The following is a 23,876-nucleotide window of genomic DNA, read 5'->3' on the forward strand; positions in this document are numbered from 1 at the left end:
TTACTCCGGGGTGGTGAGGTGGAAGCGGGGCGGTCGAAGGCGGGTGCCGGGGAGGTCAGCCGCGACCCTTGATGTTCTGGGCCCAGTAGTTGAGCCAGGTCTTCTCGTGCTGGTTCACCGCGGGCCAGTCGACGGGCAGCTCGCGCAACCCGATCTCGGCGAGCCAGGCCGGTTCCTTCGGCAGGGGCACCGTCGGGAGTTGGAAGAACTTGTCGGCCAGGGCCTGCTGCTGCCCCGGACTGAGCAGGAACTGGAGGAAGTCGTCGGCGGCCCCGCCGTGGGGCGCGTCCTTGAGCTTGGCGACACCGTCGAGCAGGATGGGCGCGCCGGAGGCCGGCATGACCGGCGTGAACGGGGCTCCCTTCGCGCGCTGGATGAGGACGTCCTGCAGGTTCCACAGACTCAGCGGTGCCTCCTGGCGCCGGACGCGTAGGTAGAGGTCGCTGGGGCTCGCGACGTAGTCCTTGGTGTTGCGGTCGAGCGCGCGCAGGTAGTCGTAGCCCTGGTCGGGGCTGTGCGTGGTCGCGTAGGTCTGCCAGATCATCGCCGAGTAGATGCTGCGCATCGTGCCCGACGGCGCGACGTCGCGGATGAGGATCTTGTCCCGCCACTGCGGCGCGATCACGTCGGGCCAGTCCTTGGGGGCCTGTTCGGGCGTGATCATCGCGTGGTTGTAGAAGAGCACCTCGGCCATGCGCATTTCGGCGAGCCACGCGTCGCCGGTGCCGCGGTACTGCGCGGGGACGGCGTCGACGACGGTGCGCGCGGCGGGAGCCAGGAGGCCGTTCTTCGTGGCCTGCTCGAACTGCTGGCTCGTGCCGCCCCACCAGATGTCGGCCTGGGGGCGCCTGGCTTCGGCGCGGACGCGCTGCAGGGCCTCCGCCGCGCCGAGGCTCAGAATCCGGACCCGGCCCTTGTACTCGGGCTTCGCCTTCTCGAACGCGGCGAGGACGTTCTTCTGGATGTCTTTGGTGCGCGGCGTGTAGATGGTGAGCGCCGTCGCGGTGGGGCCCGACGTCAAACCGCAGGACGTCAAGAGGGTGGCGAGTACCGCAATCACTGCGAGGTACGCGCGGCGAGGGGTGGATCTCATGGGCGGGGGACTCCTCGGACTTCACGTGGTAGATCGATCTATCACTGTGACGGAGATTACGTGACGATCAGGTCGGAGGTCAATGTTTTCGGCGGGATTCGCAGGGTGGTCGACTCATGACGTGTCGAAAGCTGTTGCGGCGGAGTGATTGTCATGCATTTCATGCATGCGCCGGCGGCGATTGGTACTGGATCGAGCTCAACGGCGGCATGCCTGTGGGGTGCGCCCAAGACTGAGGAGGTTGCTGCGCCGGCAGCGCCACGAACGGAAAGCCGCCGAAGCCCACGCACGACAGCGGGCGGAGGAACGCGCCGCAGCCGAAGCCGCCGGCCAGGCCTACGACGAGAGTGCTCCGCTCAAACCCCCACCCTTTTGAGTCGGGGCCCGGCCGTCAGCTCCTGACCCAAATGGCCTGCGCTGCGACGTCTCCCAGGTCGAGGGGGGCACCGTCGTCGACGGTGACGGCGATGGTCCCGAGGAACTTGCGCAACTCCACCACGGCGATCCGTGCGTCGGGGGCGATGCCGACCTCCTGGAAGTAGCGCAGCATCTCGGAGTCCGAATCGGAGATCCGGGCGACGGTGCCGGACTGCCCGGCCTCGAGTTCGGACAGCAGGCAGGCCTCGGGCGTGGGGACGGTGCCGTCGGGCTGGGGGATGGGATCGCCGTGCGGGTCGCGATCCGGGTAGCCGAGCCGCTCGTCGAGACGCGCGAGGAAACGCTCGGAGACGGCGTGCTCGAGTACCTCCGCCTCGTCGTGCACCTCGTCCCAGCCGTAGCCCAGCTCGGAGACGAGGAAGGTCTCCAGGAGCCGGTGCCGGCGGACCATCGCCGTCGCGGCGGTGCGGCCGTCGTCCGTGAGAGTCACCGCCCCGTACTTCTCGTGGTCGACCAGCCCCTGGTCGGCGAGCTTGCGGATGGCCTCGGAGGCGGTGGACGCCGAGACGCCGAGCGCGTCCGCGAGCGACTTCGTGGTGACCTTCACATCCGACCATTCCTGGGCGGTCCAGATCTGCTTGAGGTAGTCCTGCGTGACCGCGGACAGCTCGCCGACGGGGCGCGGCGAATCGGGCAGGGGAGGCTTAGTCACGCACCCACCATAGGCCGTCCGATAGGGTGAGTGCGTGCTTCGCTGGCGAGGGCTCGATGACGTTCCCGCGGACTGGGGACGCTGTGTGGTGACGATCGGCGTGTTCGACGGTGTACACCGTGGTCACGCCCAATTGATCGCACGTGCGACCGCGGAGGCCCACCGGCGTGGGCTCCCGGCCGTCCTGATGACGTTCGATCCGCATCCCGCCGAGGTGGTGCGCCCCGGGTCGCATCCGCCGCAGCTGACGACGCTGACGCGGCGGGCCGAGCTCGCGGAGGAACTCGGCATCGACGTCTTCTGCGTCATGCCCTTCACCGCGAACGTGATGGCGCAACCCGCCGAGGACTTCGTGCACTCGGCGCTGGTCGAGCGGCTGCACGCCGCCGCGGTCGTCGTCGGCGACAACTTCACGTTCGGCTACCGTGCGCTCGGCAATGTCGAGATGCTCGAGCAGCTCGGCCACAAGTTCGGTTTCTCCGTCGACTCGGTGCCGCTGCTCACCGAGCACACGGTCACCTACTCCTCGACCTACATCCGGTCCTGTGTGGACGCGGGCGATGTGAAGGCCGCCGCCGAGGCCCTGGGCCGCCCGCACCGCGTCGAGGGCGTCGTCGTGCGCGGCGACGGCCGCGGGCGCGAACTCGGATTCCCCACCGCGAACGTGGCGCCGCCCATGTTCGCGGCGATCCCCGCCGACGGCGTCTACGCCGCGTGGTTCACGGTGCTCGGGGCCGGTCCCGTGGTCGGGCAGGTCACGCCGGGGGAGCGCTATCCCGCGGCCGTGTCCGTCGGCAGCAACCCGACCTTCTCGGGGCGCACCCGCACCGTCGAGGCCTTCGTTCTGGACACCTCCGCCGATCTGTACGGCCAGCACGTGGCCGTGGACTTCGTGGACCGCGTGCGCGGCATGGAGCGGTTCGAGTCGGTGGAGGCGCTGCTCACCGCGATGGGCGGCGACGTGGACAAGACCCGCGCGATTCTGGGAATCCCCTGATCCCTGGTAATGTGGCCACTCGTGCCTGCTGCAGTTCGCGGCGGCGGTACGGAATTCTGACGACGCGATACTGAAACAAGGAGCAATCCATGTCGCTCACCACTGAGCAGAAGAAGTCGATCCTGGCCGAGTACGGCCTGCACGAGACCGACACCGGTTCCCCCGAGGCGCAGGTCGCCATGCTGACCAAGCGCATCGTCGACCTCACCGAGCACCTCAAGAAGCACAAGCACGATCACCACAGCCGTCGCGGTCTGCTGCTGCTGGTCGGCCGTCGTCGCCGCCTGCTGAAGTACGTCGCCTCGGTCGACATCAACCGCTACCGTTCGCTCATCGAGCGCCTCGGCCTGCGTCGCTAAGAGCTCTCACCGAACCGCCCGTCCCTGGTCGCCAGGGGCGGGCGGTTCGCCGTTTCCGGGTTCGACGGTGCGCCGGCCACGCGGTCGTCGCCGCTCAGCTCAGGATGTCGGGTCTGGAGCAGGTACGAGTGTCGTCGCGCACCTCTGACCGCGCAGAACCCGACATCCTGAGCAGCGCCCCGGATACCGCTATGCGTAGGTCAGCACGACCGCCCGGTCGAAGGGCAGGCGGTGCCGCTCGCGGTGGTGGCGAAGACGCCATGGGGCGCGCGGGATGCCGAGACCGCCGCCACCGTGGCCTCGGTGACCTCACCCGGTGACGACACCCACGGCAACCCGCTCACGGCGAGAATCCGCGGGATCCACAGCGTATTCGGCCGGCGAGCACCCTACGACTCGGGTGAACGCGGTGGTGAACGCCGTCGCGGACCGGTACCCGAGGCGGTGGGCCAGCTGAGCGACCCCCGGTCGTTCGGTCCGCAGCGACTCCTTGGCCACGGCGACCCGCCACTCCAGGAGGTACCGCATGGGCGGTATCCCCACGGTCCGACGGAATCTCTCGGCGAACACCGCGCGCGAGACCGACGCCGTGTCGGCGAGCCGCCCAACGGACCAGCTCTCCGCGATGTCACGATGCATCGCCCGCAGCGCGGGGGCGACCACCGGGTCCGCCAGCCCGGCGATCAATCCGCGGTCCCGCAGGCCCCAATCGGACGTGGCGGGGACCCGCATCGCCTCGATCATCAGCACCTCGACGAGATGCCGGAGGATCATGTCGCGGCCCGGCCCGTCGACCTCCACCTGCTCCGCAATCAGTTCGACGATCCGCCGTAGTCGGGGGGCTCCGGGCTGCGCGCTCCGGACCAGGACCATCGACGGAAGGAGCGCGACCAGCAGAGCGGCGCTGGCCGGGTCGAAGCGGAAGTAGCCGCCGAGCATGCGCATGGTGACCGGATCCGTCGGACAACCGTGGTGGGTCGCACGGGAGTGCTGGAGGGGCGTGAAGATCGGGGCCAGGTCGGGAGCGCTGCGCATGGTGAACTCCGGTGTCTGCGGTAGTAGCAGGAAGTCGCCGCGGCGGACCTCGACGGGGTCGAGCCCGTCGACCTCCAGCACGCACGAGCCCTCCAACAGCAGGCAGAAGGCGGGGTCGCCGTAACGCGGCTTGCGAATGCTCCACGGCCCGGCCCCGGTGATGATCTTGGCGAGCACGGCCTCGGGACGAAGGAGCGACATCAGTTCCTCCAGCGGTTCCACGTCACCCATGCCGCTGACGGTAGCGCGCAGGTCGCTCAGTCCGTGTCCGCCAGCGCGACAGCGTCAGGGCCGGCCGGATACCTGAGCCGCTCCGAGGTGTCCGTCGCGGCGCGGTACACGACATCGGCGACGTCGTCGGGCGTGGTGACAGCACCGGGCTGGGCGAAGGCATCCAGAATCGGCGACGCGAACGGCAGGTAGTCCTCGGGGATCAGCCCCGCCATCCGGGCGGCACCGTTCCGGGTGAAGGCCGTCGACGGACCGTATCCGGGCTCGACGAGCTTGACCCGCACGCCGAAGAAGCCCAGCTCCAGGGCGAGTGACCCGGAGAAGCCCTCGATCGCGGCCTTGCTCGCGGTGTACACGGCGGCCAGCGGCATGTCCGCCAGGGTGACGCTGGAGGTGACGTTGACGATCACCCCGCCGCCGCGCGAGCGCATCTGCGGCACGACGGCCCGGGTCATCGCCATGACGCCGAAAGTATTGGTGTCGAACAATTCTCGCGTGAGCTCCATGGGGGTCGCTTCGAACGCTCCGATGGACCCGATCCCCGCGTTGTTGACGAGGACGTCGATCCTTCCGCTCGCGTCGACCGCAGCCGCGATGCTGTCCGCGTCGGTCACGTCCAGCGGGAGAACGGTCAGCCGATCCGAGGGCGGCAAGACATCGGACTGCGGCCTTCGCATCGTCGCGACGACCTCCCAGCCCGCGTCGAGGAACCTCCGCGCGGTCGCCAGACCGTAACCGGAGGAACAGCCCGTGATCAGTACTTTCGTCATTCCCGGAACGCTATTGCGCGTTCCGGGCGCCGACAACGCCGCGGCGTCCGAGATCGCTTCGAGATCGTCTTGACCGCGCCCCAGGGCCGACGCCCGGGGCCGACGCCCGGGGCCGACGCCCGGGTCGAGGTCAGCGGTCCTGGGGCTTGACGAACGGGAAGGCCAGGGTGGCACGGATGTTCACGCCGGCCAGCAGCATGACGACGCGGTCCACGCCGATGCCGAGGCCGCCGGTCGGCGGCATCGCGTACGAGAGCGCGTCGAGGAAGGACTCGTCGAGCTCCATCGCCTCCGGATCGCCCGCCGCGGCGGCCATGGACTGCGTCGTGAGCCGCTCGCGTTGATCGATCGGATCCGTGAGCTCGGTGTACGCCGTGCCGAGTTCGGCGCCGAAGCCCACCAGGTCCCACTGCTCGGTGAGCCGGGGATCGTCGCGGTGCTTGCGCGCCAGCGGTGAGACCTCGATCGGGAAGTCGCAGTAGAACGTGGGGAACTCGGTCTGCTTCTCGACCAGCGCCTCGTACAGTTCCATCACGAGCTTGCCCGCGCTCGCTCCGCGCGGTATCGCGACGTGGTGACGTGCGCACACGGCGGCCACCACGTCGAAGGTCGACGCGGAGGTCAGTTCCACGCCCGTCGCGCGCGAAACCGCTGCGTGCACGGTGACGACCGGCCACTCGGCGGTGAGGTCGACCTCTCGGGTGCCGCCGGCCCCGTCGGGCCGCACGGCCACCGGCCGGCCGTTGACGGCGACGGCCACGGCGAGGATCACCTCGCGGGTGAGCGTCCGCATCGTCGTGTAGTCGCCGTACGCCTCGTAGGCCTCGAGCGAGGTGAATTCGGGGTTGTGGGTGGCGTCGGCGCCCTCGTTGCGGAAGTTGCGGTTCAGCTCGAAGATCCGGCCCATGCCGCCGACCGCCAGCCGCTTGAGGTACAGCTCCGGCGCGATCCGCAGGTACAGGCCCATGTCGTAGGCGTTGATGTGCGTCGTGAACGGCCGGGCCGCGGCGCCGCCGTGCACGGACTGCAGCATCGGCGTCTCGACCTCGGTGTACCCGCGCTCGACGAAGACCGACCGCATCGCCGCGACCGCCCGCGAGCGCCGGTACAGCAGGTCGACGGCACCGTCGTCGGTGATCAGCTCCAGCGGGCGGTTGCGCGCGCGGGTCTCCTCGCCCAGCCGCACCCGCACCTTCGGGACGGGGGAGAGGCACTTGCCCGCCATCGCCCACGACGTCAGCAGGATCGACGGCTCGCCCGTGCGGGAGCGGATCGGCTCGCCCGTCACGGAGACGAGATCGCCCATGTCGATGGATGTGCGCCACAGTGCCCGCGCCTCCTCGGGGGTGCGGGAGCGCTCGGCGATCACCTGCAGGTGCGTGCCGTCCTCGTGCAGGTCCACGAAGGTCACGCCGCCGTAGTCGCGCACCGCCCGCACCCGGCCGGTGACGGAGACGACGGTGCCGGGGGCGTCGCCGGAGTCCTCGAACTGCTTCCGGACCGCCGCGAGCGAGGTCGTGCGCGGGACGGACGGGGGGTAGCCGGGCATCCCGGCCGCTTCGAGGGCCTGCAGCTTGCGCCGCCGGACCCGTTGCTGTTCGGACAGTCGCACCGGCGGAGCCTCCCGGCGCAGGAGGCGCTCCTCCTCCGCGAGCAGGCGGTCCACGAACTCCGGTTCCCTGGGGAACTCATCGGGGATCGACGGCCCCGCCAGGAACTTCGGGCCGATCTGCGGCAGGAAGCCCTCCGCGGTGCCCACGGCGATGCCGGCGCGGACCGCGGTGAGCGAGGGGTCGTAGCAGAGGATGCGGGGCACCCACTCGGGGCGGTACTTGTCGTTGGATCGGTACAGCGATTCCAGCTGGTAGAACCTCGACGCGAGACTGAGGACCGAGTCCACCATGCGGGTGACGGGCCCGGCGCCCACCCGGTCGGCCTCGGAGAAGACGGAGCGGAAGACCGCGAAGTTCAGGGAGATCCGGCGGATCCCGAGCTCGCCGCACCGTTCGATCAGCGTGGCGACCATGTACTCGTTGAGGCCGTTCTCCGCGTCCCGGTCGCGCCGCATCAGGTCGAGCGAGAGTCCACGCGTGCCCCACGGGACGAAGCTCAGGAGGCCGCGGACGGTGCCCTCCGCGTCGTGGGCGGAGACCAGCACGCAGCGGCCGTCCACGGGATCGCCGATCCGGTTGAGGGCCATGGAGAATCCGCGCTCGGTCTCCTCCCCGCGCCACTTCTCCGCCAGTTCCGCGACCTCCGCCAGTTCGGCGGCCGAGAGTTCCGAGTGGCGCCGCACCCGCAGGCTGTACCCGGCGGCGCTCACCCGCGTCACGGCCTGCCGCACGGCGCGCATGTCCCGGCCCTTGAGGGTGAAACCGTCGACGTGGATGATCGCCTCGTCGCCGATCGTGAGCGTGCGCAGGCCCGCGTCCTTGTAGACGTTCGCGCCGTCGGCGCTCGCCGCGAGGACGGCGGGGTAGAGGCTGTGCGAACGGCAGTCCTCGATCCACGCGGCGACCGCCGCCGGCCAGGAGTCGCGGTGGCCGATCGGGTCGGCGCTCGCCATCGACACCGGCCCGACGGCGCGACAGGTCACGACCGCCCTCCGGTCCGGGGACGAGATCACGGCCTTGTCCCGGCGGGTCGCGAAATAGCCCAGCGAGTCGTCCTCGCCGTATTCGAGGAGCAGCCGCCGGACCTCGAGCTCCTCCGGCTCGGTCATCAGCTCGTCGCCGCGCCCGGCGCGCCAGAACGCCATGAGCGCGAGGATCAGGACCGAGGCCGAGAGCACGCCGGCCAGGGAGTAGATCCAGACGGGGCCGCTGTGCCCGTTGAGCGCCAGGTCGAGCCGGCGGGGCACCGCGACGCCGAAGGTCGACCGGAACGACCAGACCAGGATCTCGACGGTGCCGTTCAACCGGCTCGGGCCACGGCCGGGGAAAGTGGAGGCCAGCGCCACCACGACCAGGTAGACGCCGATGAAGCCGCCCACCAGCACGCCGACCGCGGCGCGCCGGGACCCGCGGGCGAGCCGCGCGGGGAAGCGTGGCCGGGCGAGTACCACCAGAGCCAGGCAGGCCGCGCTGATGGCGGCTGTGAACGCCGCGCCGGGGAGCGAGTAGCGCACCGCGGCGTAGGTCTCGAGATAGGACGGAAGATGGCGGGTCTCGGCGGGATCGAGCGGCTCCAGCGTGATGATCGCGACCATCGCCAGGTTCACGAGCACCTGGAGCGACATCATGATCACGGCCACCGTGTGCGCGGCGCGCAGCCGTCGCCGAAGTGCTCCGCTGAGCACGGTCAGCGCCGCGACCAGCAGCAGGCTCGGGTGGGCGGGGATACCGACGATGCTCAGCAGATCGACCGCGAAGGGGAGCACGCGGTCACCACGGATGACGGCGCTCAGGAGGGAGACGATCGCCGCGACCAGCGTCATCCGGGCGATCCACGCCGCGGTCACCTCCTGAGCGCGTCCACGGCTCATCAGCGACACGGCGAATCCTCCTCGATGTGTACGGGGCACGGCGTGTGCGACTCACGTGGAAACGACCCCCGATGATAACCTTGTCGCAGGTCCGTCCGACGTCGGTGCCGGTAGATCCGGCCACGACCTCTGCGGGTGCGCCGTCCTGGTGTCACTCCCCGCGGGGTGGTCCTCGGTAGTGGTTGCCGGAAACCTCGCCCACCAGGGGCGAGCGGGTCCGGCGGCTTCGATCGATGACCGCGCCCCCGGCGCCCCGCCGCCATGTCGAACGACTCCGGCCGTGCGCACCATGCGCGCCGCCAGGTGGGGACGGTCCGCGCGAGGAAAGGTTTCTTCCCCAGAACATGTCAGACAACACCCAGATCGACTTCGACGACGACATCACCGAAGCCGTCGCCGTCATCGACAACGGTTCCTTCGGCACCCGCACCATCCGGTTCGAGACCGGCCGGTTCGCGCAGCAGGCCGCCGGCTCCGTCGCCGCGTACCTCGACGACGAGACGATGCTGCTCTCGGCCACGTCGCACAGCAAGCACCCGAAGGAGCACTTCGACTTCTTCCCGCTGACCGTCGACGTCGAGGAGCGCATGTACGCCGCGGGCCGCATCCCCGGCTCGTTCTTCCGTCGTGAGGGCCGTCCGTCCACCGACGCGATCCTCACCTGCCGCCTGATCGACCGGCCGCTGCGTCCGTCCTTCGTCGACGGCCTGCGCAACGAGATCCAGGTCGTCGTGACCGTCATGTCGCTCGATCCCAAGGATCTGTACGACGTGGTCGCGATCAACGCCGCCTCGGCGTCGACCCAGATCGCCGGCCTGCCCTTCTCCGGCCCCGTCGGCGGTGTGCGCGTCGCCCTCATCGACTCCCAGTGGGTCGCCTTCCCGACCGTCGAGCAGCTCGAGCGCGCCGTCTTCGACATGGTCGTCGCCGGCCGCATCGTCTCGGGCTCCGGCAAGGACGCCGATGTCGCGATCATGATGGTCGAGGCCGAGGCCACCGAGAACGTCATCGAGCTCATCGCGGGCGGCGCCACCGCGCCGACCGAGGCCGTCGTGGCCGAGGGCCTCGAGGCCGCCAAGCCCTTCATCGCCGTGCTCTGCGAGGCGCAGAAGCAGCTGGCCGCCGGTGCCGCGAAGCCGACCGGCGAGTTCCCGCTGTTCCCGGCCTACCAGGACGACGTCTTCGCCGCCGTCGAGGCCGCGGGCGCCGCGAAGCTGAACGATGCGCTGTCGATCGCCGGCAAGCAGGAGCGCGACAACGCCACCGACGTGGTCAAGGCCGAGGTGCTCGAGGCCGTTGGCCCGCAGTTCGAGGGCCGCGAGGGCGAGATCGGCGCGGCCTTCCGCTCGCTGACCAAGAAGCTCGTGCGCCAGCGCATCCTCACCGACCACTTCCGCATCGACGGCCGTGGCATCACCGACATCCGCTCGCTCAGCGCCGAGATCGGCGTGATCCCGCGCGCCCACGGCAGCGCGCTGTTCGAGCGCGGCGAGACCCAGATCCTGGGCGTCACCACGCTGGACATGGTGAAGATGGCGCAGCAGATCGACTCGCTGGGACCCGAGACCAGCAAGCGCTACATGCACCACTACAACTTCCCGCCGTACTCGACCGGTGAGACCGGCCGCGTCGGCTCGCCGAAGCGTCGCGAGATCGGCCACGGCGCGCTCGCCGAGCGCGCCCTCGTGCCGGTCCTGCCCTCGGTGGAGGAGTTCCCCTACGCCATCCGCCAGGTCTCCGAGGCCCTGAGCTCGAACGGCTCCACCTCGATGGGCTCGGTCTGCGCGTCGACGCTGTCGCTGCTCAACGCCGGCGTGCCATTGAAGGCCCCCGTGGCGGGCATCGCCATGGGCCTGGTCTCCGACGAGGTCGACGGTCAGGCCCGCTACGTGGCCCTGACCGACATCCTCGGCGCCGAGGACGCCTTCGGCGACATGGACTTCAAGGTCGCCGGTACCGCCGACTTCGTCACCGCCCTGCAGCTGGACACCAAGCTCGACGGCATCCCGTCGCAGGTTCTGGCCGGCGCGCTGGGGCAGGCGAAGGACGCCCGCACCACGATCCTCGAGGTCATGGCCGAGGCGATCGACACCCCGGACGAGATGAGCCCGTACGCTCCGCGGATCACCACGATCAAGGTGCCCGTGGACAAGATCGGCGAGGTCATCGGACCCAAGGGCAAGACGATCAACTCGATCACCGAGGAGACCGGCGCCAACATCTCGATCGAGGACGACGGCACCGTCTTCGTCGGTGCGGCCGACGGCCCGTCGGCGCAGGCGGCGATCGACCGGATCAACGCCATCGCCAACCCGCAGCTGCCGAAGGTGGGCGAGCGCTTCCTGGGCACCGTGGTCAAGACCACGGCGTTCGGCGCCTTCGTCTCCCTGGTCCCCGGCCGCGACGGCCTGGTCCACATCAGCAAGCTGGGCAACGGCAAGCGCGTGAACAAGGTCGAGGACGTGGTGAACGTCGGTAGCAAGCTGCAGGTCGAGATCGCCGATATCGACGAGCGCGGCAAGATCAGCCTGATCCCCGTCGTGGAGGAGAAGGCCGAGGAGGCGGTCGCCACCGCCGCCGCTCCCGCGGGCGAGGAGTAGGAACTGAGCAGCCTGACATCACGGGCTGCGCGGACGGGGGTATCCGGATCGGGTGCCCCCGTTCGTCGTAGCGTGCTCCCCGGTGGCCTGCGGGTGGTCACGGAGACGGTTCCCGGTTCCCGGTCCGCCGCCGTCGGCCTGTGGGTCGCGGTCGGCTCGCGCGACGAGCACCCGGCCTCCGCCGGCTCGGCGCACTTCCTCGAGCACCTGCTGTTCAAGGCGACCCCGCATCGGGACGCGGCGTCGCTGGCCGCCGAGGTGGACGCCGTGGGCGGCGAGATCAACGCCTTCACGTCCAAGGAGCACACCTGCTACTACGCGCACGTGCTCGACACCGACCTGGACCTCGCCGTCGACGTCGTGACCGATGTCGTCCTGGGCGGTCTGTGCCGGCCGGCGGACGTCGAGGTCGAACGCGAGGTCGTGCTCGAGGAACTCGCGATGCGCGACGACGATCCCGAGGATCTGGTCAACGAGGCCGCGACCGCGGCGCTCCTGGGCGATCACCCGCTGGCCCGCCCGGTTCTCGGCACCGAGGAGTCGGTCTCGGCGATGACCGCCGCGCGCCTGCGCGGCTTCCACCGCCGGCGCTACACGCCCGAGCGGATGGTGCTCGCCGTCGCCGGCAATGTCACGCACGCGCAGGTGGTCAAGCTGGCGCGGAAGGCCTTCGAGGGCAGGCTCGACGGTGCCGCCGAATCGGCTCCGGTGCGGACGGGGATCCGCCGCCGGCCGGGCGCACCGTCGTTGGAGGTCGTCAGCCGGGACGGGGAGCAGTCGCACCTCGTCGCGGGGACCCGTGCCTACGGGCGGTTCCACCCGGACCGCTGGGCGCTGTCGGTGCTCAACACCGCCGTCGGCGGCGGCCTGAGTTCCCGCCTGTTCCAGGAGATCCGGGAACAGCGCGGCCTGGCCTACACCGTCTATTCCGCCGTGGACACCTACGCCGACACCGGGCTGTTCTCGATCTACGCCGGGTGCTCGCCCGAGCGCCTGGGCGAGGTGGCGACGGTGGCGCGCAAGGTCCTCGAGGACGTCCGGGACGACGGCCTGACCGCTGAGGAGCTGGCCCGCGCGAAGGGTTCGCTCCGTGGTGGGCTCGTGCTCGGCCTGGAGGACGCGCAGTCCCGCATGCACCGGATCGGCCGCAGCGAGATCAACTACCAGAACCAGCGCACCGTGACCCGCACCCTCGCCGCGATCGACAAGGTCTCGGCGGCCGACGTGAACCGCGTCGCGCGGGACCTGCTCTCGCAGCCCTTCGGCGGCGCCGTCCTCGGTCCGCACCGCGGCAAGCGCGGCGTCCCCGCCCCGGTCCGGAACTGGCTGGGCTGAGCGCGGCTAGTCGGTACGGGGGGTGGCGACGCTCCGTCGTACGTGCTCGCGCAGTGCGGCTCCCGCCGCGAGCAGGGGGTCCGGGCTGCGCAACGACCGGGCGAGGATGAACGCGCCCTCGAGGGAGCTCAGCACCGCCAGCGTCAGTTCCCGTGCCGCGTCCTCGGCGAGACCACGCGCGGCGAAATACACGGTGCCGCGGGCGATCCAGTCCGTAAAGACCTCCGCGGCCGCGGACGCCACCTCGGGCTCGGAATCTGCGACCTCCCCGGCCACCGTGCCGACGGGGCACATCGTGATCCATCCCGCCTCGGCGATGTGCTCGGCCGCCAACGCGAAAGCGCCCGGGATCGCGTCCGCGACGTCCGGCGCACCGTCGAGGAGCGCGGGGAGCAGGGCGATGTACGCCTCACCGGAGGAGCGCAGTGCCGCTGCGGCCACCTGGGGCTTCCCGCCGGGGAAATGGTGGTACAGCGAGCCCATGGTGGCGCCTGCGGTCTCGGTGAGCTGCTTGACGGAGGTGGCCCCGTATCCCTGGCGCCGCAACAGTTCTCCCATGGCGACGATGAGGCGTTCGCGCGTGGGTATTGACCGGTCGATCATCACGCCCTACATTCTAGAGCAAGCGTTCTAGAGTGAATGCTCTAATGGGAGGTGATCCACGATGCCGGAGGTTCGAGTGCCCGCAGGCCGGGTCCACTACGAGGAGATCGGCGACGGTCCGCCGGTGGTGCTGCTGCACGGCCTGCTGATGGATCACACGGTGTGGGATGACGTCCTGCCGCTTCTGCCGTCGGGGTATCGATACGTCCTGCCCGACCTGCCGCTCGGCGCGCACCCGATCCCACTCGACCGGGGCGCCGATCTGTCGAACCAGGGGATCGCGCATCTCATCGCCGATGTCCTCGACGCCCTCGATCTGCGTGATGTCACTCTCGTGCACAGCGATTGGGGCGGAGGCCTGCTCCTGACCTCGCTCGGCCGCGACGAGCGCATCGGGCGTCTGGTGATCCTTCCGAGCACCGCCTTCGACAACTTTCCGCCCGGCCTCCCTGGCAAGGTCGCTGCGCTGGCCGCGCGACTCCCCGGCTTCGGCGTCGGGCTGCGCGCGATGAGAATAGGGGCCGTTCGGCGCCTGCCCCTGCTGTTCGGACACATGGCGCGGCACATCCCCGACGCGACGATGCGCGCGTGGACCGGGCCCGCGATCACTGACCCGCTGATCCGCCGGGACCTGCTTGGACACGCCCGCGCGCCGTACGATCCAGCGGATCTCACCCGGCGCACCGAGGCGTTGCGCGACTTCACGGGACCCGCGCTGGTCCTATGGTCGACTGAGGGGTCGGTGATGCCGCGTGAGCACGGGCGTCGACTCGCCGAGCTGTTGCCTCGCGGTCGCCTCGTGGAACTGGATGACTGTTACGTCCTGTCCATGCTGGACCGTCCGGATGCCGTCGCCGCCGAACTCGCCGAGTTCCTCGCGGAATCGGCGCCGGCCCCACGGGACTGAGCCGCGCCGGATCATTTCGTGAACGACGGTGGCAGCGGCCTGCCCTCGGTCGCCAGCACGCCGCGCAGGCGGGTGGGGTAGTCGGTGATGATGCCGTCGACGCCGAGGGCGAGCTGCGCGCGCATGTCCTTGTCCTCGTTGACGGTCCACGGGATCACCTTCAGGCCCGCCGCGTGCGCGGCGCGCACCGTCGTCGGGTCGGAGAGCGAGTAGTCGGGGGAGAGCACGTCGAAGCCCGCGGCCTTCGCGGCGCGGACGACGTCACCGTCGAACTGCTCGAAGGTGACCGGCCCGAGCCAGGCCGAGCCCCTCTTCCAGGTGGTCGCGTCGTAGAGCGCGACCAGCGGCACCGTCGGCGCCTGGGCCCGCACGAGCGGCAGCGAGCGCCAGTCGAAGCTCTGGATCTCGATCCGGTCCAGCACGCCGGCGCGACGCGCCGCGCCGAGGATCTGCGTCACGAACGCGGCGGGCTCCGCAGACTTCGACCGGTCCTCGGCCTCGATCTTGGTCTCGATGTTGAACCGCACGGTATTGCCCCGGTACTGCGCAGCGAGGTCGAAGAGTTGCGGCAGCGTAGCGATCCGGTTGCCCTCGACCACCTTCGCCGCGGGGAACTTCGCCAGCTTCTTCGCGCACACCAGCGTCTGCACCTGGGCGTACGTGAGGTCGTGGATCGTCTTGCCCACGTAGGGGAACTGCCTGTCCCCGGGAGTCGCGGGCGCGGTGTCGGCGCACTTGTCGGCCTGCACCGTCGGGTCGTGCCAGATCAGCGGGACGTCGTCCTTCGTCAGCACGATGTCCAGTTCGAGCGTGGTGACCCCGAGCTCGATCGAGCGGGCGAAGCCGTACAGGGACTCCTCCGTGTGCTCGCCCCTGCCGCCCCGGTGCGACTGCAGGTCGACGGTTCCCGACGGTGCCGCCTGGACCGGGGACGTCAGGGCGCCGCCGCCCAGCGCGACGAGGGCCACGGCCAGTGCGGCGAGGCGGGCGAGGGGACGAGAGTGCAGGGACATGGCCCGCACCGTAGCGGCGACGGATGAATCGCCGGTGAACGTGGAACACCCGCCGGCGGAACCGGCGGGTGTTCGCGAGCGTGTGCGCGTTACTTCTTCGCGTCGTCCAGCGACCAGGTGGGGGCGAGGTCGCCGCCCGTGTGCTCGATGACCTTGGGCTTCACCGCGATCCAGCCGACCACGAGGATGACGATGAAGGCCGGGATGCCGAGGACGACGACGATGAGGTTCGTCTTGTCCCAGAAGCCGCCGTCGGACTTGTAGCCCGAGTAGGCCATGCCGACGAGGACGAGCGCCAGGAAGACCAGTCCGACGTAGCTCATCATCGGCGCGAGCGGGGCCCGGAACGGGCTCTTGGTGACGATTCCCGCGTCGGAGAGCCTCCGGTAGCGGATGTGGCACAGGAAGATCATGCTCCAGACGCCGACGACCGCGATCGCCGATGCCTCGAGGGCGATGTCGAAGGCGTTGCTGGGCACGACGGCGTTGAGCACGGCGCCGAGCACGTAGAAGATCGACGTGACGATGATGCCGGTCGCCGGGACGCCCGACTTGCTCATCTTCATGAACATCGACGGTGCCTCGCGGCTGGCGGCGAGGCTGCGCAGCATGCGGCCCGTGGTGTACAGGCCGGCGTTGAGCGAGCTCATGGCGGCGACGATGAGGACGCCGTTGATCAGCGTCGCCATCCAGCTGATGCCCATGCGCTCGAAGACCGTGACGAAGGGCGATTCGAGATCGCCGTCGGCGTTGCGGGTGCCGTACTGGCTGGTGGGCAGGATGCAGACGAGGAGGAAGATCGAGCCGCAGTAGAAGACGCCGATCCGGAGGATCACCGAGTTCACGGCCTTGGGCACCTCGCGCTGCGGGTTCTGCATCTCGCCCGCGGCGATGCCGACCATCTCGATGGCGGCGTAGGCGAAGACGACGCCCGACATCACGACGATCGGCGCTATCCAGCCGAAGGTCTCGCTGTGCGGCCAGAACCCGCCCGGGTTCGACCAGAGGTTGGAGATACCGGCCTTGTGGGCCAGATCGCCCGTGCCGACGGTGATCTGGCCGACCACGATGACGATGCCGACGACGAGGAAGACGACGATCGCGGCCACCTTGAGCACCGACGCCCAGAACTCGAACTCGCCGAAGGCGCGGGCCGAGAGGAGGTTGATCACCAGGACCACGCCGAGCGCGATGATCACCGAGACCCAGTTGGGCAGGTCCCACCACTTCCGGACGTACACCGCCACGGCGGAGAGCTCGGCGACGCCGGTGAGCGCCCAGAAGATCCAGTAGAGCCATCCGGCGGCGTAGGCGGCCGCCTCGCCGAAGAACTCGCGGGCGTAGGAGACGAAGGCGCCTGAACTCTGGCGGTAGAGCACCAGCTCGCCGAGGGCGCGCATCAGGAAGAAGGCGATCACGCCGACGAAGGCGTAGCTGAACAGAAGCGCCGGCCCCGTGCTGTTGAGGCGGCTGGCGGATCCCAGGAACAGGCCGGTGCCGATGGCACCGCCGATGGCGATCATCTGTACATGTCGGCGGCCGAGGGTCTGCTTGTAGCCCTCCTGCTCGGCCGCGAACTTATCGACGGGTTGCGTCATGGATGAGTCTTTCTCCTCAACGTTTCGTTGCGCGTAGGAGTGTGCGCGGGATGAATGTAGACCTCGCAACGGTTCCGCGGATGCGTTACCGAGAGATGACTTCGAGATGTCGATCGACGGGGACGTGTAAACATAGGGCCATGACGGACTTCTCGGACCTGGGAGAGCTGTTCGCCTTCCTGTCCGGTCACGCGCCCTTCGACGGCCTTCCCGACGACGTTCGTGCACGTCTCGTGGCTGAATCGTCGATCAGCGAGTTCCCCGAGGGCGCAACGATTCTGGACGGTTTGTCCGCTTCGCCCGATCATGCCTACGTGGTGCTCGCCGGCCGGGTGGGCGTGTGGAACTTTCCGGCGCGGGCCGCGACCGAGCCGGGGGACGTCGACGAGGTGGTCGGCCCGGGCGGCGTCTTCGGTTACGTGGTCATCCTCGTGGGCGCCAAGGGCGGCCCGCGGGCGGTGGCGCTCTCCGACGTGACCCTGCTCCGCCTGCCGGCCTGGGCGGTGGCGGACATGTTCTCCACACCCGCCGGGGCCGCCTTCCTCGCGACCGAGCTCGCGCGCCCGGTCACTCCGCTCGCGGCCGATGAGGTCCGCGAGCGCACGGCCGGGGAGATCGTGCGGCGGGCACCGGTCACGTGCCCGCCCACCGTGACCATTCAGGAGGCCGCGACCACGATGACCGCGGCCAGGTCCGGCTACATCGTGGTCGAGAACACCTCGCGCGAGCCGCTGGGCATCGTCACCGATCACGACCTGCGCGCGCGGGTGATCTCGGCGGGGCGGCCGGTGACCGAGCCCGTCGCGACGGTGATGACGGCGCCGCTCGCCGCGGTCCCGGAGACGGCCCTCTCGTCCGATGTGCTCATCGAGATGCTCGACCGCAAGCTGCACTACATGGCCGTGCTCGACGAGCACGCCGCCGTCATGGGGGTCGTCCAGGACGTGGACTTCCTCACCGTCCCCACCACGTCCACTTTCGCGCTGCAGCGCAGGATCGAACGAGCGGCCGCGGCGGAGCTGCCGGAGATCGGCGCCACGATCAGGGAGATCTTCCCGGTGCTGCTGGGACAGCAGGCGCCGGTCCGGCACATCTCCGGCGTCGCCGCCGTCGCGATCGAGGCGATGGTCCGCCGCTGCATCGAGCTCGAACTGCCCGTGCACCCGGAACTGCGCGAGGGCGACTTCACCTGGCTCTCGCTCGGCAGCGTCTCCCGCCGCGAGGTCGTCCCGAGTTCCGATGTGGACAGCGCGATCATTCTGCGGGACATGCCCGGCGCCACGCCGGAGGAGATCGAGGTCCGACGGTCCGCCGCGCTCGCGCTGGCGGCCGCGGTACACGGTCGCCTGGAGGAGTGCGGCATCCCGTCGGACACCAACGGTGCCGTCGCCGCGCAGCCCCGGTTCTGCCGTACCGAGGCCGAGTGGCTGTACGCCGCCGGCGAGTGGATCGAGGCCCCACTGTCGAACAACGCCATGATGATGGCGTCGCTGCTCGTGGACGGCCGCCCCGTCTGGGGCGACCTGACTCTGCAGCCGGTGGCCGGTGTCTATCAGCATCTCTCGGAGCATCCGCGGGCCTTCATTCTGATGTTGCGGGAGGCGCTCACGGCCAAGGCGAGGCTGCGGTCGGTGCGCGATGTGATCTCGTTGCGGGGTGGAACCTTCGACATCAAGGCGCACGCCCTGGTGCCGGTGGTCAACATCGCCCGGTGGGCGGCGCTGAGCCGAGGCTCCACGAAGCTGCAGACCCGCAACCGGCTCGCGGCCGGCGCGGATTCGCCCGTTCTGCCGGACGATTCGGCCGAGGTGCTGCTCGAGGCCTTCTCGATTCTCGAGCGGATCCGGATGGAGCATCAGGTGGAGCAGATGGCCGCGGGGCGCACCCCGGGCGACGTGCTGTCGATCCGCCGGATGCCCTCCCTGGACCGCGGCCTCCTCGAGCAGTGCGTGCGCGAGGTGGCCGCGGTGCAGCGGCGCATGGCCAACCTCGCCCAGTACCTCGACGCGGGCGAGTGGTGAGCCTCAGGCCAGCACGCCCTGCGGCTCCTTCGACGGGATGTCGAGAGCCGCACCGACGCTCGCGTTGAGCAGCACGCCGTCGTGGGTGGACAGGCCGGCGGCGAGGGCGGGGTCCTCGGTGCACGCCGTCCGCCAGCCCTTGTCGGCGATGCGCAGGACGTAGGGCAGCGTCGCGCCGGTCAGCGCGAAGGTGGACGTGCGGGGCACCGCGCCGGGCATGTTCGCGACGCAGTAGAAGACGGTCTCGCCCACGGTGAAGGTCGGGTCGTCGTGCGTGGTGGGCCGGGAATCGGCGAAGCAGCCGCCCTGGTCGATCGCGATGTCCACCAGCACGGCGCCGGGCCGCATGCGGTGCACGAGCTCGGTGGAGACGAGCTTCGGGGCTGCAGCACCGGGGATCAGCACGGCGCCGATCACCAGGTCCGACTCGACCACGGCCTCCTCGAGTGCGAGCGACGTCGAGTAGCTGGTGTGCACCCGGCCGCCGAACTGCGCGTTCACGGCGCGCATCTTGCGCACGTCGAGGTCGAAGACGGTGACGTCGGCACCCATACCGGCGGCGATCTGCGCCGCGTTGATGCCGGAGACACCGCCGCCGATCACCGTGACCTTTGCGGGCGCGGTGCCGGGGACGCCGCCCATGAGCACGCCGCGGCCGCCCTTGGAGCGCATGAGGTGGTAGCTGCCGACCTGCGGGGCCAGGCGGCCGGCGACCTCGGACATCGGCGCAAGCAGGGGGAGCGAGCCGTCCTCAAGCTGCACGGTCTCATAGGCGATGGAGGTGGTCCTCGATGCGAGCAGCGCGTCGGTGCACGGACGGGACGCCGCCAGGTGCAGGTAGGTGAAGATCGTCTGATCGGCGCGCATGCGGCCGTACTCGGCCTCGATCGGCTCCTTGACCTTGAGCAGCAGGTCGGCCTCGCCCCAGACGTCGTCCGCCGTGGGAACGATGCGCGCGCCCGCCGCGACGAAGTCCTCGTTGCCGATCGCGGAGCCGAGGCCCGCCCCGTCCTCGATCAGCACCTCGTGGCCGCGCCGCGCGAGCTCGGCGACGCCACCGGGCGTGATGGCCACGCGGTACTCGTTGTTCTTGATCTCGGTGGGGATTCCGACGCGCATCGTGTGCTCCTGTCAGGCGGGGTGGCTTGTGTCACATAGTCTGAAGAAGCGTCGAGAAGTGATCAAGGGATTGGTAGAAGATTCTGTAGAATCTAACGATGAGTGAAGTATCTTTCGGCAAGTCGGCATATCGCGCCCCGTCGTCGAACGATCGTCGCCCCCTGCTCGATGACGCCGACCGGCGCATCCTCCTCGCCCTGCAGCGCGACGGGAGGGTCTCCAACGCGGCGCTGGCCGAGGAGGTGGGGCTCGCACCGTCGACCGTGCACACCCGCGTGCGCCGCCTGATCGACGCGGGGGTGATCCGCGGCTTCTTCGCCGATGTCGATCCCGCCGCCGTGGGCCGGCCGCTCCGCGCGATGATCGCGGTGACCCTGCGCTCCACCGCGCGGCACCGGATCCGGCAGTTCGTGGAATCGGTGATCGACCTGCCGCCGGTGATCGACGCCTACTTCCTCGCCGGCGGCGACGACTACCTCCTGCACGTCGCCGCGGTCGACACCGACGACCTGCGCCGTCTCGTCGAGTACCTCAGCGCGCGCGACGAGGTCGCGGGAACCAACACCTCGCTCGTCTTCGAGCACGTCCGCGGCTCCGCGCCGCTGTAGATCCGCAACCCGCTGCACCTGTTCGACGGGGTCGTGGCGACGATCGCGGTCTCAGCGGCCGGCGCGGGTGCTTCCTCCGCGGTCCGAACCGTTGGTCGTCGCAATAGCGGCGATCCGTTCCACTGCCTCGGCGGCGCCGTTGCGAGCACGGATCTCGCGGCCGAGCGCCGCGGCCGCAGCGCGATGGCGCGGCTCGCCGAGGACGGACTCGACGGCATCGCGGATCGCGCGGGTCGACGCCGACCGGCGGAGGGCCAGGCCCGCACCGGAGGCGGCCACCGTCCGCGCGAGGATCGGCTGGTCCGTCATCGGATTGGAGGGGAGAAGGACGAGGGGCACGTCGTGCGCGAGCGCACGGACCGTCGTCGAGTGGCCGCCGTGGCCGATGACGAGCGAGCAACCGGGCAGGAACGTGAGGTGATCGGCGTAGCCCACCACCTCGACGTTCGCCGGCGCTGTGAACGTACCCGGCTCGAAGACCTCGCCCGTGGTCACCGTCGCGCGTACGGGTAGTGCGCCGAGCGCGGCGATGATCCGGCGGAGGGTGCGGCGCTGTCCGGGGAATCCGTTGGTCGACAGGCTCACCAGGACGTGCGGTGGACCGTCGGGGACCGGGCCCGGAGCGCCGGCGGGGCCGACGACACCGGTCCAGTACACGTTCGCCGGCTGCGGCCGGCCGGCGGCCCGATCGAGCGACGGCGTGGTGGCCACGAGGTTGGCCCGCGCGCTGTTCCACAGATCCGCGACATCGTATCCGGCGAGACGGGCGAGCGGCGCGGACGTGAACCGGTACGGACCGTCGAAGAAGGCCTTCACCGTGTGGGTGAGCACGATCCGGGGGATGCCGAGTTCCTCCACCGCCGCATGCGCGGGCACCAACATGCAGTCGACCACGACCGCGTCGGGCCGTCGCTTTTCACATACCCGGCGAACCTCCGTGCGGATCCGGCGGTCGAGGAGCATCCGCGCCCACGGGGAGAACGGACTGTTCGCGGGTCGCGTCCCAGGTGAGGGTGTTCCGATACGCGGTGAGCGCGAGTCCGCGCTCCGTGGTGCGCGGGCGCAACCGCTCATGACCGAGTACACGCACGTCGTGCCCGGCCGCTGCCGCCGCCGCGGCGATATCGAGCATCGGCGGCACGTTGCCGCCGGCGTCCATCGTGATGAACAGCAGGTCACTCATCGTCGTGCTCCTCGGATCGGGTGAGAACGGCCCAGCACAGGGCGTGCATGTGCGCGGCGGTCTGCTCGGGGCTCAGGCCGCGGTCGCGTCGCAGGAGCTTCCAGGTGTAGAGGTCCGTGGCCACGACGAGAAGGCGCTGGTCACGCTCGTTCCCCGGCACGAAGGTGGTGGTCACCCATTCGTCGTGGAAGTGCCGCCCCAGGTCGGTGATCCGCCGCGCGAGCGGGTCGGTCGCCTCCTGGCCGAGGAAGAGCAGGGTGCGATCGCCGTACTCCTCGTAGTGGTCGACCACGACGTCGACCGCGGCCCGCGGATCACCCGGAGCCACGAGTCGCTGATGCCGGACGGCCTGCGAGAAATGCTCCACGGTCCGTTCGAGTAGGTCGTCGCGGCTGCCGAAACGACGCAGCACGGTCTGTACGGTGACGCCGGCCCGTGCCGCCACGTCGTTGAGCGTGATCGACGCGAGAGGCATCTCGGCCGAGAGGTCGAACACGGCCGTGAGGACCCGCGAGTGGGTGCGCTCGGCCGCCTCTGCCCTCGCCCGTTGCCGATAGGCGCGCTTTCCGGGCTCTCCGCTTTTCATGTTAGTTGACATTAAACTGAAAGTGGCCTTCGCGCCAGAGTGTGCCTCCGTCGAGTCCGCAACCCGCTGCAACGTTCGACGGGGACCCGCCACCGGGACGAATGTGGGCTGTGTCACACGCATCGATCAGGAGGCCAGCCATGCGAGCAGCGCGCTACTACGACCGAGGAGACGTCCGGATCGAGGAGGTTCCGGCGCCCGAGACGGCGCCCGGCACCGTCGCCATCGACGTCGCGTGGTGCGGGATCTGCGGAACCGACCTGCACGAGTACGTCGACGGCCCGATCTTCGTCCCGCCGCACGGCCATCCGAACCCGGTCAGCGGCGAGGCGGCGCCGCTGACCATCGGGCACGAGATGTCGGGCGTGGTCGCCGCGGTCGGCGACGGCGTCGACGACCTCGCGGTCGGCGATCACGTCGTGGTGGAGCCGTACATCATCGCCGACGACGTGGACACCGGCCCGGGCAGCACCGACTACCACCTCTCGCCCAACATGAACTTCATCGGTCTCGGCGGCCGGGGCGGAGGACTCTCCGAGCGGATCGTCGTGCAGCGGCGGTGGGTGCACCGGATCTCCAAGGACGTACCGCTGGACCAGGCCGCGCTCGTGGAGCCGCTCGCCGTCGGCTATCACGCCCTGCAGCGCTCCGGCGCCGAGGCCGGAGCATTCGCGCTGATCACCGGTGCCGGCCCGATCGGGCTGCTCACCGCGGCGGTGTGCACGGCGAAGGGGCTCACCGTCGCGATCAGCGAGCCCAGCCCCCTGCGCCGTGCTCGCGCCGCCGAGACCGGCGTCGCCGCGCACGTCTTCGACCCCACGCAGGTGGACGTCGTCGAGGCGGTCCGTGAGCTGACGGGCGGACGGGGCGCCGACGTCGGCTTCGAGTGCACGTCCGTCCAGCCCGCCCTCGACACCCTGTTCGACGCCCTGCGGCCGCAGGCCGTCCTCGTGGTCGTGTCCATCTGGGGGCACCTCGGCACCGTCGACATGCAGAAGCTGGTGCTCAAGGAGATCGACATGCGCGGCACCATCGCCTACGTCAACAACCACGCCGAGACGATCGCCCTGGTCGAGAGCGGCACCGTCGACCTGGCGCCGTTCATCACGGGCAGGATCGGCCTGGACGAGCTCGTCACCGTCGGCTACGACACACTGCTCCATCACAACGAGACCGCCGTGAAGATCCTCGTCTCGCCGTCCGGCGCGGGGCTGCCGGCCGAAGCCTGACGGTGCCTGCGCCTA

At 70.0% G+C, this 23,876-nt stretch carries 20 protein-coding genes; 8 read left to right on the top strand and 12 right to left on the bottom strand.

Annotated features, from left to right (window positions below; genetic code table 11):
- Window positions 1-55: 55 nt before the first annotated feature.
- Both AC21LY_RS17625 and AC21LY_RS17630 read right to left on the bottom strand, forming a co-directional pair.
- Window positions 56-1,093 (bottom strand): extracellular solute-binding protein, encoded by a 1,038-nt coding sequence (locus AC21LY_RS17625; RefSeq protein ID WP_489047860.1) that lies wholly within the window; start codon window positions 1,091-1,093, stop codon window positions 56-58.
- 391 nt (window positions 1,094-1,484) lie between these two features.
- On the bottom strand, window positions 1,485-2,183 hold the full coding sequence (locus AC21LY_RS17630) for a metal-dependent transcriptional regulator (protein ID WP_489047861.1): 699 nt from the start codon (window positions 2,181-2,183) through the stop codon (window positions 1,485-1,487).
- 34 nt (window positions 2,184-2,217) lie between these two features.
- Here AC21LY_RS17630 and AC21LY_RS17635 point away from each other — a divergent pair, with 34 nt between their 5' ends.
- Window positions 2,218-3,180, top strand: coding sequence for a bifunctional riboflavin kinase/FAD synthetase (locus AC21LY_RS17635; protein WP_489047862.1), 963 nt, complete (start codon window positions 2,218-2,220; stop codon window positions 3,178-3,180).
- Between the two features lie 89 nt (window positions 3,181-3,269).
- Window positions 3,270-3,539 carry a 30S ribosomal protein S15 gene (gene rpsO / locus AC21LY_RS17640; protein ID WP_489047863.1) on the top strand — a complete coding sequence of 90 codons (270 nt, stop codon included), beginning with the start codon at window positions 3,270-3,272 and terminating at the stop codon, window positions 3,537-3,539.
- Window positions 3,540-3,848: 309 nt separating this feature from the next.
- Here rpsO and AC21LY_RS17645 read toward each other — a convergent pair whose 3' ends face one another.
- The 3 genes from AC21LY_RS17645 to lysX all read right to left on the bottom strand — a co-directional run bounded on the left by AC21LY_RS17645 (window position 3,849) and on the right by lysX (window position 9,059).
- Window positions 3,849-4,805 carry an AraC family transcriptional regulator gene (locus tag AC21LY_RS17645; protein WP_489047864.1) on the bottom strand — a complete coding sequence of 319 codons (957 nt, stop codon included), beginning with the start codon at window positions 4,803-4,805 and terminating at the stop codon, window positions 3,849-3,851.
- Between the two features lie 26 nt (window positions 4,806-4,831).
- Window positions 4,832-5,575, bottom strand: coding sequence for an SDR family oxidoreductase (locus AC21LY_RS17650; RefSeq protein WP_489047865.1), 744 nt, complete (start codon window positions 5,573-5,575; stop codon window positions 4,832-4,834).
- 130 nt (window positions 5,576-5,705) lie between these two features.
- Complete coding sequence (lysX, locus tag AC21LY_RS17655; RefSeq protein ID WP_489048038.1) at window positions 5,706-9,059, bottom strand: bifunctional lysylphosphatidylglycerol synthetase/lysine--tRNA ligase LysX; 3,354 nt, start codon at window positions 9,057-9,059, stop codon at window positions 5,706-5,708.
- Window positions 9,060-9,403: 344 nt separating this feature from the next.
- Between lysX and AC21LY_RS17660 the strand changes: the two genes are divergently transcribed.
- Both AC21LY_RS17660 and AC21LY_RS17665 read left to right on the top strand, forming a co-directional pair.
- On the top strand, window positions 9,404-11,659 hold the full coding sequence (locus AC21LY_RS17660) for a polyribonucleotide nucleotidyltransferase (RefSeq protein ID WP_489047866.1): 2,256 nt from the start codon (window positions 9,404-9,406) through the stop codon (window positions 11,657-11,659).
- Between the two features lie 3 nt (window positions 11,660-11,662).
- Window positions 11,663-12,994, top strand: coding sequence for a M16 family metallopeptidase (locus AC21LY_RS17665; protein ID WP_489048039.1), 1,332 nt, complete (start codon window positions 11,663-11,665; stop codon window positions 12,992-12,994).
- 6 nt (window positions 12,995-13,000) lie between these two features.
- Here the strand turns inward: AC21LY_RS17665 and AC21LY_RS17670 are convergent, their stop codons facing one another.
- Window positions 13,001-13,597: a TetR/AcrR family transcriptional regulator gene (locus tag AC21LY_RS17670; protein WP_489047867.1), complete on the bottom strand. Its 597-nt coding sequence runs from the start codon at window positions 13,595-13,597 to the stop codon at window positions 13,001-13,003.
- Window positions 13,598-13,658: 61 nt separating this feature from the next.
- On the opposite strand from AC21LY_RS17670, the gene AC21LY_RS17675 reads away from it, so the two are divergent.
- Window positions 13,659-14,504, top strand: a complete 846-nt coding sequence (locus AC21LY_RS17675) for an alpha/beta fold hydrolase (protein WP_489047868.1) — start codon at window positions 13,659-13,661, stop codon at window positions 14,502-14,504.
- A gap of 11 nt (window positions 14,505-14,515) precedes the next feature.
- Here the strand turns inward: AC21LY_RS17675 and AC21LY_RS17680 are convergent, their stop codons facing one another.
- Window positions 14,516-15,517, bottom strand: coding sequence for a glycerophosphodiester phosphodiesterase (locus AC21LY_RS17680; RefSeq protein WP_489047869.1), 1,002 nt, complete (start codon window positions 15,515-15,517; stop codon window positions 14,516-14,518).
- An 89-nt stretch (window positions 15,518-15,606) separates the two neighbouring features.
- Window positions 15,607-17,115 (bottom strand): amino acid permease, encoded by a 1,509-nt coding sequence (locus AC21LY_RS17685; RefSeq protein ID WP_489047870.1) that lies wholly within the window; start codon window positions 17,113-17,115, stop codon window positions 15,607-15,609.
- 140 nt (window positions 17,116-17,255) lie between these two features.
- Here AC21LY_RS17685 and AC21LY_RS17690 point away from each other — a divergent pair, with 140 nt between their 5' ends.
- Window positions 17,256-19,136, top strand: a complete 1,881-nt coding sequence (locus AC21LY_RS17690) for a putative nucleotidyltransferase substrate binding domain-containing protein (RefSeq protein ID WP_489047871.1) — start codon at window positions 17,256-17,258, stop codon at window positions 19,134-19,136.
- A gap of 3 nt (window positions 19,137-19,139) precedes the next feature.
- Here the strand turns inward: AC21LY_RS17690 and ald are convergent, their stop codons facing one another.
- Complete coding sequence (gene ald, locus AC21LY_RS17695) at window positions 19,140-20,255, bottom strand: alanine dehydrogenase (protein WP_489047872.1); 1,116 nt, start codon at window positions 20,253-20,255, stop codon at window positions 19,140-19,142.
- A 98-nt stretch (window positions 20,256-20,353) separates the two neighbouring features.
- On the opposite strand from ald, the gene AC21LY_RS17700 reads away from it, so the two are divergent.
- Window positions 20,354-20,863 (top strand): Lrp/AsnC family transcriptional regulator, encoded by a 510-nt coding sequence (locus tag AC21LY_RS17700; protein ID WP_489047873.1) that lies wholly within the window; start codon window positions 20,354-20,356, stop codon window positions 20,861-20,863.
- A 51-nt stretch (window positions 20,864-20,914) separates the two neighbouring features.
- On the opposite strand, the gene AC21LY_RS17705 is transcribed toward AC21LY_RS17700, so the two are convergent.
- Genes AC21LY_RS17705 through AC21LY_RS17715 form a run of 3 tightly spaced genes read right to left on the bottom strand, consistent with a single transcriptional unit; the run spans window position 20,915 to window position 22,632 of the window.
- Window positions 20,915-21,745, bottom strand: coding sequence for a glycosyltransferase (locus AC21LY_RS17705; RefSeq protein WP_489047874.1), 831 nt, complete (start codon window positions 21,743-21,745; stop codon window positions 20,915-20,917).
- A 34-nt stretch (window positions 21,746-21,779) separates the two neighbouring features.
- Window positions 21,780-22,046 carry a hypothetical protein gene (locus AC21LY_RS17710; RefSeq protein WP_489047875.1) on the bottom strand — a complete coding sequence of 89 codons (267 nt, stop codon included), beginning with the start codon at window positions 22,044-22,046 and terminating at the stop codon, window positions 21,780-21,782.
- Window positions 22,039-22,632: a TetR/AcrR family transcriptional regulator gene (locus tag AC21LY_RS17715; RefSeq protein WP_489047876.1), complete on the bottom strand. Its 594-nt coding sequence runs from the start codon at window positions 22,630-22,632 to the stop codon at window positions 22,039-22,041. Before AC21LY_RS17715 ends, AC21LY_RS17710 begins: the two co-directional genes overlap by 8 nt.
- Before the next feature lie 140 nt (window positions 22,633-22,772).
- Between AC21LY_RS17715 and AC21LY_RS17720 the strand changes: the two genes are divergently transcribed.
- Window positions 22,773-23,861 (top strand): 2,3-butanediol dehydrogenase, encoded by a 1,089-nt coding sequence (locus tag AC21LY_RS17720; RefSeq protein WP_489047877.1) that lies wholly within the window; start codon window positions 22,773-22,775, stop codon window positions 23,859-23,861.
- Window positions 23,862-23,876: the final 15 nt, after the last annotated feature.

It is taken from the genome of Tsukamurella sp. II2bb (assembly GCF_057815145.1).